Source organism: Variovorax sp. M-6 (genome assembly GCF_052114385.1).
Taxonomy (GTDB): Bacteria; Pseudomonadota; Gammaproteobacteria; order Burkholderiales; family Burkholderiaceae_C; genus Variovorax.
This window is the reverse complement of record NZ_JBFREQ010000010.1, coordinates 1-12,522: the sequence shown is the minus strand read 5'-3', so window position 1 is coordinate 12,522 and position 12,522 is coordinate 1. Positions and strand designations below refer to the sequence as shown.

Here is a 12,522-nt window from a genome sequence, read left to right as displayed (position 1 = left end):
CCCCTCAGGGCGGGGAAGGCAAGCAGGTATTTCTCCTCGCGTCCTTGCGCATGGCGCCGCGGCTCAGGCGGCCTGCCGCTTTTGCCGCGCGGACCTTGGCGCTTCGCTTCGCGCCAGCCACAGTCCGCTCGCAACGATCAGCGCTCCGCCGCCCAGCGTCCATGCATCGGGCGCGGCCTGCCAGAACAACCAGTCCAGCACAAGCGCCCAGGCGAGGGCGCTGTATTCGAAGGGCGCGATGGCGGCGGCCTGGCCGTGGCGGAAGGCCTCGGCGATGGCCATCTGGCCCAGAAAGCCGCTGATGGCCAAACCCGCAAGCACCCACGTGTGCTGGGCCTGGATTGGCACCCATTGCGGCGCCGATAGCAGGCTACCGCCCACCGCCATGCCGGCCGTAGTCCAGAAGACCAGCGCGGCGCTCGATTCGGTGCGGCTGATGAGCCGGCCCAGCATGTTCGAAAGCGCATAGCAGACTGCGGCCAGAAGCACCGCCAGAGCGCCCATCGAGAGGAAGGCACCCTGCTGGGGCCGCAGTGCGATCACGACACCGACGAAGCCCAGCCCGATCGCGATCCAGTGCCTCGGCTGGACCGACTCGCCCAGCATCGGCACGGCGATGAGCACCATCAGCAGCGGAGCGACAAAACTGAGGGTGTAGGCCTCAGCCAGGCCCAGGGTCTTCAGGCCATAGACGAAGAGCACGAGCATTGTCATGTTCAGCGTGGTGCGCAGCAGGTGCAGGCGCCAACGCAGCCCGCGGTTGAAAACGCCGGCGGCCTCGCGCCGCCAGGCGATGTACAGGCACACCAAGGGCAGGGCCGTGAGTCCGCGCAGTGCCATCACCTGCACCGGCGGGTAGTGCCCGGCCAGGCTCTTGAGCAGCGCGTCCATGCAGGCGAAGAAGGCGCAAGCCAACAGCATCGCGGCGATGCCGCGCAGGGTTCCGGTCGAGTGCATGGGCGGGCTGTCTCGCGGCAGTTAATGCAAAAAGCCCGCGCGAGGCGGGCTTTCATGAATGTGGCCGTGGGCACTTACGCGACCCACGTTACGGCAAATGTTCACTTGCGGAAGTCACCTGTAGTTTTTCTCGTCGTGGTGGCTTCGACGCGCCGGCGTGAGATGCGGCTTGCCTGCGCAGGCAACCGAAAGAGGCCAAGGCGTTTCGGGGAGGTCGGATTGTACCAGAGGTTTCGCTTCTTCCGGCTGCCGCGGGCCTGACACAGGGTCCAGACGGTCCTTCGGTGGGCGCCGCGACGCGGGCGGGGACCGGTCCATTTGGAGGGGGCTTGTAACCAAAAGTGTTATTAGTCATAATGCCTTACATGCACTCCACCCGTTCACCCCAACTGCAGTGGTCCACCAAAGGGCTGCTGGGCGTTCTTCGAGCCAGCCTGCCCGCGGGCAGCCCGCAGGCGGGCCTGGCGCCTCGGCCTGCGCGAACCGTCAATGACCCGCCGGAGCCCTTGAGCGCCGACGAGCTGAGCGAGCTCGCCAAGAATTGGCGCAGCCGGCCGGGGGAGGACGAGGATCGCGCGGACACGGTCGCCCAGGCGCTCGAATCGCTGGCCGACCATCGCCGGGCCGCGGCGGCACCGCGCAGCCGGGCCCGCATCGTCGGGCAGAGGATTTCGGAGCTCATGCGGCTCTAGAAGGCGCACGGGCGGCAGGCCCGTCACCGTGAACACGAGAAGCCGTTGCAGGTCCGGGACCTGCAACGGCTTTCTTGTTTCCGTTCGCACCATCCGCGGCGTCGCCGGCGATCGAGCCGCGCCCTGAATATTTCTCCGCGCCGGCCGATAAGCATCTGCAACCCGAGTTTTCGAATGCCGACCCGTCGCGCATTCCTCCGGGTTGTGCAACGTGGAGCCGGCCTTCGATTCCACGTCGCCCAACCGTCGAACGAGGAAGAGAAAGATGCGCTGCAGGTCACGAGTGGAATTGCTTTGGGGTGCGGCAGCCGTGGTGGCGGTCGCCGCGTCGCTCTCGGCCTGCGGCGGGGGCGGTGGTGGCGGTGGCGGCGGCATGGCGGCACCCGCAGCCGCGGCGCCGCCTGCGGAGGTGAAGCCGGCGGACGGTGTGGCGATCACGACCTCCTGCACGTCGTGCAGCGCACTCGACGTCAGCACCTATTCGGGTTCGGGCACCGGCATCTGGCAGGGCATCAACAGATCGCAGGCGCCCACCGACATTCCGCTGTCGATCTCCGGTCTCGGCGGCCAGACCGTGACGCTGGTGTTGACGAACGAGAGCGCACAGAACCAGGCGCTGGCCGGGATGGTGCTGCGTTCCAACGTCGAGCGCAGCATGGCGCCCAGCAAGGCGATGGTGCAGGGCACTGACGCCGGCGACGGCGTCGAGGCGCGAAAGCTGGCGATCGGCGAGTTCAACCGAGCGGGCTTCGGCCGGCTGCTGGGCCCGGAGTCGAAGGCCCAGCCCCTGGTCTCCAAGTCGATGGCGCCGTCGGCCGCCTATGCCGTCGACGATCAGCGCAGCATCTACCTCCACGACCGCTCGCAGCGCACCGTGAAGCTGGCCGCCCAGCGCGCAGCGAGCGACGGCACCCTGATCAACCTGTGGGTCGAGGCCGGCGAACTGATCCCGTCGCGCATCACGGCCGAGCTTGCCCAACGCATGGAAGACAAGTTCGCCGCGCCCGGCGGCATCTACGACATGCTGGTGCGCACCGGCGGCCCGCTGTGGGGCGGGCACGGCTTCAGCGAGCTGGTGTCGGGAGGAGGTCAACCGGTCGACATTTTCTTGGTCAACTTCGACGCCAACGGCAAGCCCTATGGACTCATCGGCTATTTCTGGGGCTTGAACAACTTCAAGAAGGGCGCAGGCGATCTCGCCTACAGCAATGAATCGCTGAGCCTCTATCTCGATTCCGAATCGCTCTACCTGGACGGCGAGACCGGCGTGAAGCAGATTGCCACTGCGATGGCGCACGAAGGCATGCACATGCAGAACTTCTATCGCCGCGGCGTGAAGATGGGCTCGAAGTACACCTTCGACGTCTGGCTCGAGGAGATGTCGGCGCTGATGATGGAGGACTGGGCAAGCTTCAACATCGATCCCAGCCACAACGCCATCCGCGATTCGCGCTTTCCCCACTACCTGGCCTACAACGGATCCGGCAGCTACAACTGCACGCTGTCCGAGTGGACGCCGATGGGCGCAAGCTGCGAGAGCTACGCGCTGACCGGCTCGTTCGGCGGCTTCCTGAATCGCCAGTTCGGCCTCGACTTCTACAAGGCACTGCTGAACAGCACAGGCACCGAGGACTCGATCGCGATGCTGGACGCTGCCATCAAGTCGAAGCGGCCGGGCTCCGGCGTCGGCGAGGAACTGCGCCGCTTCTCGGCGACCGCGGCCGGTGTCATCCCGCTCGGTGCAGGCATCGCCGAGTACAGCATGCCGGCGCGCAGCGAAGGCGGCTTCAGCCTGCCGGCGATCGACCCGTCGAGCTTGGGCCGCAGCAGCCGGGCGCTGCCGCAGGCGGTGCCGGACCTGCTGCACAAGCTGGGCAGCTTCCCGGTGGCGCGTCCCAATGTGTCGGGCACCTACGCGGAGACGGTCCGCGTGCCGGCCGGAACGACGCTCACGGTGGTCGTCAACTAGGTCAACTCGTGACGCCGACCCGCGCCGGTCGGCCCCAGCCGCGCGGCAGTGCGTGCAGCACTGCCTGCGCATCGAGTGAACGGATCGCGATCCGGGTGTCGGCCGGGATCCGGCCCTGGGCCAGCAGCGCTTCATAGCGAAGCGCGCTGACGCGCAGGAAGGAGGCGAAGTTGCCGACCTCGCCGCGCGCCGCGACCAACTCGTCGTAGAGTTTCTCGATCAGCTGCACCACGCCCATGTCGTCGCGCTGGGCGATCTCCTCGAGCACCTGCCAGAACAGGTTCTCGAGCCGGATGCTGGTCACCACGCCGTGCAGCCGGATCGACCGGGTGCGGCTGTCGTAGCTCTGCGGATCTGCGCTGATGAAGACTTCGCACATGGTCATTTCCTCACGGGGCGGGAAGGACGGGATGGCGCGACTGTAGCGCCGTCCGACCTGCGTTCAGGTCTCGATCCGCGTGCCGAGCACCTTGAGGAACTGGGAGATCCATGCCGGGTGCGCCGGCCAGGCCGGCGCGCTGACCAGGTTGCGGTCGGTCACGGCCTGGTCGACCGGAATGTTCATGTACTCGGCGCCGGCCAGCTCGACCTCGGGCTGGCAGGCCGGATAGGCCGACACCTTGCGGCCCTTCAGCAGTCCGGTGACCGCCAGCAGCTGCGCGCCATGGCACACCGACGCCACCGGCTTGTCGGTGGCCAGGAAATGGCGCGCAATCTCGACCACGCGGCTGTTCAGCCGCAGGTACTCGGGGGCGCGTCCACCGGGGATGACCAGGGCGTCGTAGGCTTCGGGGCGGACGTCGGAGAAATTCGCATTCAGCGTGAAGCGGTGGCCCGGCTTCTCGCTGTAGGTCTGGGCGCCTTCGAAGTCGTGGATCGCGGTGTGGACCCAGTCGCCCGCGCTCTTGTCGGGCGCCACCGCATGCACGGTGTGGCCCACCGCCTGCAGGGCCTGGAACGGCACCATGGTCTCGTAGTCCTCTGCATAGTCGCCGCAGAGCATCAGGATCTTGCGCGTCATCGTGGGTCTCCATCAGGAATTCTGGAGACGCCATTGTTGGAAAGGCGCGGCCGGCGGTGGTAGCAGTCGGCTGTGATCCTGCGGCCGTTTCGATGGTGTCGATGGTTCAGCGCCGCGCGACGACCACTTCGAGGTACTCGCTCGGCACCACCAGCGACCGGGGGCCGGCGCGGTTCAGCCGGTTCAGCAGGTCCCTCAGGTCGCGCTCGAGCGCCGCGGCGCCGTCGGGCGGCAGCGCCGCGAAGGCCTTGTGCACAGGTCCGTACCAGGTGCGGAAGACCTCGATGAAATGGGCGGCCGAGCGGTAGCGGAAGTTGAACTGCCGCGACGTGACCTTGATCGAAGCCGCACGGTCGCCGAACAGCGACTGCAGGTGCGATTCGACGCCCCAGAGCGAAGGCGACTGCACGCCCGGCGGCGGCGGCATGTGCTTGCCGAGCGTCTTGAACAACTGGCCGATGAAGCCCTCGGGCGTCCAGTTGGCCAGGCCGATGCGGCCGCCCGGACGACAGACGCGCGCCAGCTCGGCGGCCGCCTTCGCCTGGTCGGGCGAGAACATCACGCCGAAGGTCGACACCACCGCGTCGAAGCTGGCGTCCTGGAAAGGGAGGGCCTCGGCGTCAGCCGGCAGGAAGGTCACCCGCAGGCGCTCCGCCTGCGCGCGTTCGGCGCCGCGATCGAGGAGCGCGGCCACGTAGTCGGTGGATGTCACCTCGCAGCCACGGCGCGCCGCCGCGAGCGTGGCGTTGCCGTTGCCGGCCGCGACATCGAGCACGCGCTCGTCGCAGCAGAGGTCGCAGGCCTCGGCCAGCAGCTCGCCGACCAGCTGCAGGGTGGTGCCGATCACGGCATAGTCGCCGCTGGCCCAGGCGGTCATCTGGCGGGCCTTGACGGCGCTGAAATCGACGGGTGCGTTCATGGGGCTTGGCTCCTTGGGGGTGAGTGGAAGACGCTGCCGAACTGTCGCGCCGCAGGCCGTGCCGCGTCCTGCCCGGCCATCCGGGATCGCTGCCCGTTCATCCGCCAACCGGCATAGCCCATCCCGCCCATGGTCCCGGTCGGGTGAGGCGCTCACAATGGCCATCCCTGCATCCGACACGGAGGATCGACCATGGCGGCAGAGCAGATCGCGGCGGCATGGCGGCGCTCGGAATCGCTGCTGCAGCGCCGGCCCGAGACCGGGCTGCACGAGGATTCCACGGCCACCGCGCGCTGGGAAGGCGGCCTGCGGATTGCCGCCAGCCATGCCAATGGCACCCAGGTGCTGACCGACATGCCGGCCGAGCTGGGTGGCAGCGGCGACCGGGTCACGCCGGGCTGGCTGTTGCGTGCCGGCTTCGCGTCCTGCACGGCCACGCGCATTGCGATGGCCGCGGCGGCGGAGCAGATCGAGCTGCAGGCGCTCGAGGTCAGCGCCAGCAGCCGCTCCGACCTGCGGGGCCTCCTGGGCATGGCGCACGCCGATGGCACGCGGGTCGATGCGGGCCCGCGCGACGTCGAGATGCGGGTGCGGATCGCTGCCCGCGGCGTTCCCGAGCAGCGCCTTCGCGCGCTGGTCGAAGAGAGCTACCGCTGTTCGCCGATGGCCCGTGCGCTGACGAATGCGCTGCCGGTGGCGCTGTGCATCGAGATCGAAGCCCGATGAAGGCGAGCTGATGGACGCCCTGTCGGAGACCCTCCGCGTGGTGCGCCTGGTCGGCGCCATCTTCATCAACGCCAGGTTCACCGCGCCCTGGTGCTACCAGTCGCCGCGCGCCGACACGGTGGCGCCGCTGCTCGAGCCCGGTGCCGAACGGGTGGTGATCTTCCACCTGATCACCGAAGGCGAGTGCCATGTCGAACTGGCCGGTCAGCCACCGGTTCGGCTGGTCGCGGGCGACGCGGTCGTCTTCCCGCAGGGCGATGCGCACCGCATGTGTTCGCAGCCCGGGCTGCCGCCGGCCAGCGGCGGGCGCCTCGACGCCGTTCTGGCGCGCCGGCCGCGCCAGCTCTCCTATGGCGGCGGCGGCGCGCCGACGCGGCTGGTGTGCGGCTACCTGGCCTGCGACGCGCGGCTCGCCGGCCTGGTGCTGGCGGGGCTGCCGGCGCTGGTCCGGGTCAACGTGCGCGGATCGAACGCGGGCGCCTGGCTGGAAGCCTCGGTGCGCTACGCGCTGGCCGAGGCGCGTTCGCCGCGGCCGGGCGGCGCCGGGGTGCTTGCCAAGCTGTCCGAGGTGCTGTTCATCGAGGTGCTGCGGCTCTACATGAACGAGCAGGGCGAAGGGCGCACCGGCTGGCTCGCCGGTGTCGGCGACCGGGTCGTCGGCCCCGCGCTGAAGGCACTGCACAAGAGCCCGGCGCATGCCTGGACGCTGGAGGAACTGGCGCGCACCGCGGGCAGTTCGCGCTCGGTGCTGGCGGAGCGCTTCCAGCAGCTGGTTGGCAGCTCGCCGATGCAGTACCTGACGCAGTGGCGCATGCTGCTGGCGGCCAACCTGCTGGTTCGCAGCAACGCGCCGCTGGCCAGCATCGCCGAAGACGTGGGCTACCAGACCGACACGGCCTTCAGCCGGGCCTTCCGGCGCGAATATGGCGCGCCGCCGGCCGCCTGGCGCCGGAGCCGGCTGGCGCGCGCTGAAGTGGTTGCCGCGTAGGGCGTTCGCCTGGGGTCAGGGCCAGGGGCCGTCGTCTGCGTCAATGGCGGTGCAGTGGGGTCACTTGCCCTTGACGGTTGCCACGGTGGCGCAGGTATTCCCCGGCTCGACCGAGCGAAACTTCTCGACCACCAACTGCTCGCGCGGCGGCCCTTCCATCGACTCGCGGACTTCGAGCCGGCCGTCGAAGTTGACCAGCAGCGGCGCGGCGGGTTCCTTGCGCCATTCGAGGTAGCTGCGCTGCAGCGCGACCGCGTCCGCGGTCATCGCCACCGGCCAGCGCTGGCCGCTCGCGCAGTCGGTGAACAGGGCGGCATCGGCGAAGTAGACGAAGTCGCCGCGCCAGTGCGTGGGTTCGGCATGCAGGCCGGCGGCCAGCGCTGCCAGAAGGGCGCAGGCGGTCCGCTTCGCGATCGCGAGCTGTGAGGTCATCCGAATCTGCCTTTCATTCCGTGCCGTTCCGCCCCGCGAACTGCAGCGGGATCTTGAGATAGCGCACGCCGTTGGATTCTGCCTCGGGCAAGCGCCCGGCGCGGATGTTCAGCTGGATCGACGGCAGCAGCAGCGTCGGCGCCGGCAGCGTCGCATCGCGCTGCTGCCGCATGGCGACGAAGGCATCCTCGGCAATCCCGTCGTGGACGTGGACGCTGTGCGCGCGCTGCGCCTGCACCGTGCTCTCCCAGCGGTAGTCGTCGCGCCCCGGCGCCTTGTAGTCGTGGCACATGAAGAGCCGTGTCTGCGGCGGCAAGGCCAGCAAGCGGCGGATCGAGTGGTACAGCGTGCGCGCGCTGCCGCCGGGGAAGTCGGCCCGCGCCGTGCCGTAGTCCGGCATGAACAGGGTGTCGCCGACGAACACTGCGTCGCCGATGCGGTAGGACACGCACGCCGGCGTGTGGCCGGGCGTGTGGATGACCTCGATGTCGAGCGCGCCGAGCGGCAGCCGATCGCCGTCGCGCAGCAGCCGGTCGAATTCGCTGCCGTCGCCCGACACCTGCGGCAGGTTGAACGCAGGGCCGAAGATCTTCTGCACCTCCCGGATGTGCTCGCCGATGCCGATCGAGGCGCCGGTGTGCCGCTGAAGGTGGGGCGCGGCGCTCAGGTGGTCGGCATGCGCATGGGTCTCGAGCACCCAGGCGATGCGCAGATCCGCCTCGCGCGCGGCCTCGAGCAGACGATCGGCCGAAGCGGTGGAGGCCTTGCCGCTGCGGTGGTCGTAGTCGAGCACCGGGTCGATCACGGCCGCCTGGCGGCTGCCGGGGTCGGAGACCAGGTAGGTGACCGTCTGGGTCGCGGCGTCGAAGAAGGCCCGGATGTCGGCCTGTGCGGTCATGGGGAAAGTCCTGTCGGGTGATTCGATGGCTCTCATAATATTAGATATTGCTAAATTAGAGAAGACTAATATACAATCCACCCATGGCACTGAGCAAGAAAGACCGTTTGTTTCTCCAGGAAGGGGCGGGGAAGGCCGCGGCCCTCCTGCGCGCCGTGGGCAACGAGCATCGCCTGCTGGTGCTCTGCCTGCTGATCGAGCATGGCGAGATGAGCGTGAGCGAGCTGCTGGAGAGGGTCGAACTCAGCCAGTCGGCCCTGTCCCAGCACCTGGCGAAGATGCGGGACGAAGGCCTGGTGAGCTTCCGGCGCGAAGCCCAGACGCTGCACTACCGCATCGAGAACCCCGATGTGAAACAGCTCGTGGCGACGCTCAAGACCATCTTCTGTCCCTGAATCTCTGCAACCAAGGAAACCAACACCATGGCCGTCGAATCCCTCACGCCCGAAGGCGCCCGCGAACGAATCGCTCAGGGCGCCGTACTGGTCGACATCCGTGCCGCCGACGAGTTTGCGCGCGAGCACATCGCGCAGGCGCACCACATTCCCATGGCGCAGCTTGCAGCCCGGCAACTGCCGGCCGGCGAGACCGGCGCCGTCATCTTCTATTGCCGCTCGGGCAACCGGACCCGGATCAATGCGGTGGCGCTCGGTGCCTGCGCGCCGGGCGATGCCTACGTGCTCGAAGGAGGGCTGGACGGCTGGAAGAAGGCCGGGCTCCCGGTCGTCTCGGACGCCTCGCAGCCGCTGGAGCTGGCGCGCCAGGTGCAGATCGCCGCGGGCTCCCTGATCGTGGCCGGGGCAGTGCTGGGCGCGACCGTCTCGCCCTGGTTCCACCTGTTGTCCGGCTTCGTCGGCGCGGGCCTGGTGTTCGCAGGGGTCTCGGGCTTCTGCGGGATGGCGCGCGTGCTCCTGAAGATGCCCTGGAACCGGAACCCGCTCGCCGGCTGAGCCCGCATTCGCTTCACCATTCTCGGCGCGGGGGCGCCGTGAAGCGCGGCCCATCGGCGCCGTTGTCCTGGCGCGAATGCGGGGGGATGATGCCGAGCAAGGAGCCGAGCGATGAGACATGTGAAGGGACGACAGCCTGGGGCGCCACGCGCCGGAAACACGGCGCCCTGCGGGCGTGTCGCGGCGGCGCCGCTGGTGTCGAGGGGGCCATGAGCGCAGCCCCGGGCGATCTCGGCGGGCTCGATGCGGCCGATGCCACCGACCGCGGCCGCGCGCTCGCCATGCTGGTGGTGGCCGGCCGGGCGTCGACGCCGATTCTGCTGCGCGCACTCCAGCACGGCGATGCCGGCATCCGCGAGAAGGCGGCGCAGGGCCTGGCCGAGATCGCCGATCCGGTGGCCACCGACGCCCTGCGTGCCGCGGTCGCCGACAGCGATCCGCTGGTTCGCGGGCGCGCCGCCCAGGGCCTGGCGGCGATCGGCGCGCCCGATGCGCTGGACGCGCTCGCACGAACCTTCGCTGTGGCGCTCGCTCGGCGCCTACGATCCGAACGACGCCGATGCCGCCGCGCGCGGCGCCGCGGCCGCCCAGTGGCGGCAATGGATCACTGCCCGCTGCCCCTAGCGGCAGGCCCGCTGGCGGGTACATTGCACGATCCACAGCTGAAGCCGAGAGTATTTGCATGCGTCGTGTCGCATCCCTSATCCTGGTCCTYCTGGTCGCCGCCTGCACGACGGTRGCCCTCCACCGCTTCGATGAMCTCTACGGGCCGGCCGACCCGAAGCGCTTCGACCATCCYTTGGCACCGCCCGTGGGCGAGTCCTATGCCCAGACCATCCAGCCGATCCTCGACCGGCGCTGCGTGGTCTGCCACGCCTGCTACGACGCGCCCTGCCAGCTCAAGGCCACGGCCTGGGAAGGCCTGGCGCGCGGCGCCAGCAAGACGCCGGTCTATGACGCCTCCCGWTTGCTCGCGGCGACGCCGACCCGGCTCTTCGTCGATGCCGAGCAGCCYTCGCAATGGCGCGAGCGCGGCTTCTTTCCGGTGCTGAACGAGCATGCGCCCACCCCCGAGGCCAACCGCGCCGCCGGGCTGATGCACCGGCTGCTGATGCAGAAGGAGAAGCATCCGTTGCCGACCCGCGGCATCGTCGGCGGAGGGCTCGATTTCTCCGTCGACCGCGARGCGATGTGCCCGGCCGGCGCCGAGATCGATGACTACGAGCGCAAGATGCCGCTCGGTGGCATGCCYTTCGGCCTGCCGGGCCTGAGCCCGTCCGAGCTGGGCGTGCTGACCCGCTGGATCGAGCGCGGCGCGCCCTACGAGGGGCCACCGGCACTGGCGCCGCTGGCGTTGCAGCGCATCGCGATGTGGGAGCGCTTCTTCAACGGCGATTCGTTGAAGGAAAGGCTCTTCAGCCGCTATGCCTACGAACACCTGTTCCTGGCGCACCTCTACTTCGACGACGACCCGGGGCGCCAGTACTTCAAGCTGGTGCGCTCGGCCACGCCGCCGGGCCAGCCCGTGCAATTGATCGCCAGCCGCCGGCCGGTCGACGATCCCGGAGTCGAGCGCGTCTACTACCGCTTCGTGCCCGAGCGCGAGACCATCGTCGCCAAGACCCACATGCCCTACGCGCTGGGCGCCGGACGCATGGCCCGCTGGCGCGCGCTGTTCCTCGATGTCCCCTACGCGGTCGATCGCCTGCCGGGCTACAGCGCCGAGACCGCGGCCAATCCCTTCGCCACCTTCGCGGCGCTGCCGGTGAACGCGCGCTACCGCTTCATGCTCGACGAGGCGGAGTTCACGATCATGGGCTTCATCAAGGGGCCRGTGTGCCGCGGTCAGATGGCGCTCGACGTCATCGAGGACCGTTTCTGGGTGGTCTTCCTCGCGCCYTCGGCGCGCAACGACCAGRCGCAGGCGGACCTGCTGGCGCGCGATGCCAACCTGCTGCGCCTGCCCACCGGCAGCAGCAACGAGGCCGTCGTCACGCCGTGGCTCCACTACGCACGGCTCGAGAACGAATACCTGCGCGCCAAGTCGGAGCAACTCGCCCGGAGCCTGGGCGGGCCGGAGAACCTGGATCTGCGCCTGATGTGGGACGGCGACGGCCGCAACGACAACGCCGCGCTGACCGTGTTCAGGCACTTCGACAGCGCCAGCGTGGTCAAGGGCATGGTCGGCGACGCGCCCAAGACCGCCTGGGTCATCGGCTATCCGCTGCTCGAGCGCATCCACTATCTGCTGGTGGCCGACTACGACGTCTTCGGCAATGTCGGGCACCAGCTCAACTCGCGCCTCTACATGGACTTCCTGCGGATGGAGGGCGAGTTCAACTTCCTCACGCTGCTGCCCAAGGCGCAGCGCATCGCGACGCGCGACCTCTGGTACCGCGCCGACAGCCAGGCCACGCGCGAACAGGTCTACGGCGGGCCGTCCACCACGCTCTCGGTCGACAGCGGCATCCACTACCGCACCGCCGACGCCCGGCTCGAACTGCTGCAGATGATGAAGACCCGGCTGGCGCCGGTGCTGCCCTCGGGCTTCGAACTCAGCCGTGCGGCGCTGTCCTTGCAGGCGCCGCTGCGCGAACTCGGTGCGGTGCGCGGCGCATCGCTGCAATGGCTGCCCGAGGATGCCGCGCTGGTGGTCGAGGCGCCGGGCGCCGCGCCGGCCACCTTCAGCCTGCTGCGCGACACCGGGCATGCGAGCGTCTCGCACCTGCTGGGCGAGCGCCGCGAGCTGCGSCCSGACGAGAACGCGCTGACCCTCGTGCCCGGCGTGATCGGTGCCTACCCCAATGCCTTCTACCGGGTCAGTCCGGCCCAGCTGCCGGCCATGGCCGACGCGATCCGGAAGCTGAAGTCCGAGGCGGACTATGCGGCCTTCTCCGAACGCTTCGCGGTGCGCCGCACCGACCCCGGCTTCTGGGCCGTGAGCGATGCGCTGGTCGAGCGCTATCGCCG

General features: G+C 69.2%; 14 protein-coding genes and 1 pseudogene. 9 read left to right on the top strand and 6 right to left on the bottom strand.

Going from position 1 to position 12,522, the window contains the following annotated elements:
* Positions 1 to 63: 63 nt before the first annotated feature.
* The gene (locus tag AB4Z46_RS13340) at positions 64 to 957 is read right to left on the bottom strand and encodes a DMT family transporter (protein ID WP_442283979.1); all 894 of its coding nucleotides are present in this window, start codon (positions 955 to 957) and stop codon (positions 64 to 66) included.
* Positions 958 to 1,322: 365 nt separating this feature from the next.
* Here AB4Z46_RS13340 and AB4Z46_RS13335 point away from each other — a divergent pair, with 365 nt between their 5' ends.
* Complete coding sequence (locus AB4Z46_RS13335; protein WP_442283978.1) at positions 1,323 to 1,649, top strand: hypothetical protein; 327 nt, start codon at positions 1,323 to 1,325, stop codon at positions 1,647 to 1,649.
* A gap of 283 nt (positions 1,650 to 1,932) precedes the next feature.
* Positions 1,933 to 3,618 (top strand): M30 family zinc metallopeptidase, encoded by a 1,686-nt coding sequence (locus AB4Z46_RS13330; protein WP_442283977.1) that lies wholly within the window; start codon positions 1,933 to 1,935, stop codon positions 3,616 to 3,618.
* A 1-nt stretch (position 3,619) separates the two neighbouring features.
* Here the strand turns inward: AB4Z46_RS13330 and AB4Z46_RS13325 are convergent, their stop codons facing one another.
* The 3 genes from AB4Z46_RS13325 to AB4Z46_RS13315 form a co-directional block, all read right to left on the bottom strand.
* Positions 3,620 to 3,997, bottom strand: a complete 378-nt coding sequence (locus tag AB4Z46_RS13325) for a ribbon-helix-helix domain-containing protein (RefSeq protein WP_442283976.1) — start codon at positions 3,995 to 3,997, stop codon at positions 3,620 to 3,622.
* A gap of 63 nt (positions 3,998 to 4,060) precedes the next feature.
* Positions 4,061 to 4,639 carry a DJ-1/PfpI family protein gene (locus tag AB4Z46_RS13320; RefSeq protein WP_442283975.1) on the bottom strand — a complete coding sequence of 193 codons (579 nt, stop codon included), beginning with the start codon at positions 4,637 to 4,639 and terminating at the stop codon, positions 4,061 to 4,063.
* Between the two features lie 106 nt (positions 4,640 to 4,745).
* Positions 4,746 to 5,558, bottom strand: a complete 813-nt coding sequence (locus AB4Z46_RS13315) for a class I SAM-dependent methyltransferase (RefSeq protein ID WP_442283974.1) — start codon at positions 5,556 to 5,558, stop codon at positions 4,746 to 4,748.
* Between the two features lie 192 nt (positions 5,559 to 5,750).
* Between AB4Z46_RS13315 and AB4Z46_RS13310 the strand changes: the two genes are divergently transcribed.
* Entirely contained in the window at positions 5,751 to 6,284 is a 534-nt protein-coding gene (locus tag AB4Z46_RS13310) for an OsmC family protein (protein WP_442283973.1), read from the top strand.
* 10 nt (positions 6,285 to 6,294) lie between these two features.
* The gene (locus AB4Z46_RS13305) at positions 6,295 to 7,272 is read left to right on the top strand and encodes an AraC family transcriptional regulator (protein ID WP_442283972.1); all 978 of its coding nucleotides are present in this window, start codon (positions 6,295 to 6,297) and stop codon (positions 7,270 to 7,272) included.
* A gap of 60 nt (positions 7,273 to 7,332) precedes the next feature.
* Here the strand turns inward: AB4Z46_RS13305 and AB4Z46_RS13300 are convergent, their stop codons facing one another.
* Positions 7,333 to 7,704, bottom strand: coding sequence for a hypothetical protein (locus tag AB4Z46_RS13300; protein WP_442283971.1), 372 nt, complete (start codon positions 7,702 to 7,704; stop codon positions 7,333 to 7,335).
* Between the two features lie 13 nt (positions 7,705 to 7,717).
* A complete protein-coding gene (locus AB4Z46_RS13295; RefSeq protein WP_442283970.1) occupies positions 7,718 to 8,602 on the bottom strand; it encodes an MBL fold metallo-hydrolase in 885 nt (294 codons plus the stop codon).
* Positions 8,603 to 8,685: 83 nt separating this feature from the next.
* Here AB4Z46_RS13295 and AB4Z46_RS13290 point away from each other — a divergent pair, with 83 nt between their 5' ends.
* The 5 genes and pseudogenes from AB4Z46_RS13290 to AB4Z46_RS13270 all read left to right on the top strand — a co-directional run.
* The gene (locus AB4Z46_RS13290; RefSeq protein ID WP_442283969.1) at positions 8,686 to 8,997 is read left to right on the top strand and encodes an ArsR/SmtB family transcription factor; all 312 of its coding nucleotides are present in this window, start codon (positions 8,686 to 8,688) and stop codon (positions 8,995 to 8,997) included.
* A gap of 27 nt (positions 8,998 to 9,024) precedes the next feature.
* Entirely contained in the window at positions 9,025 to 9,552 is a 528-nt protein-coding gene (locus AB4Z46_RS13285; RefSeq protein WP_442283968.1) for a rhodanese family protein, read from the top strand.
* An 86-nt stretch (positions 9,553 to 9,638) separates the two neighbouring features.
* Positions 9,639 to 10,037 (top strand): annotated as a pseudogene (locus AB4Z46_RS13280) (HEAT repeat domain-containing protein); the annotation flags it as partial.
* 4 nt (positions 10,038 to 10,041) lie between these two features.
* Positions 10,042 to 10,176: a hypothetical protein gene (locus AB4Z46_RS13275; protein WP_442284197.1), complete on the top strand. Its 135-nt coding sequence runs from the start codon at positions 10,042 to 10,044 to the stop codon at positions 10,174 to 10,176.
* 175 nt (positions 10,177 to 10,351) lie between these two features.
* Positions 10,352 to 12,522, top strand: a 2,171-nt coding sequence (locus tag AB4Z46_RS13270) for a fatty acid cis/trans isomerase (protein ID WP_442283967.1), incomplete at its 3' end; no start/stop codon positions are given.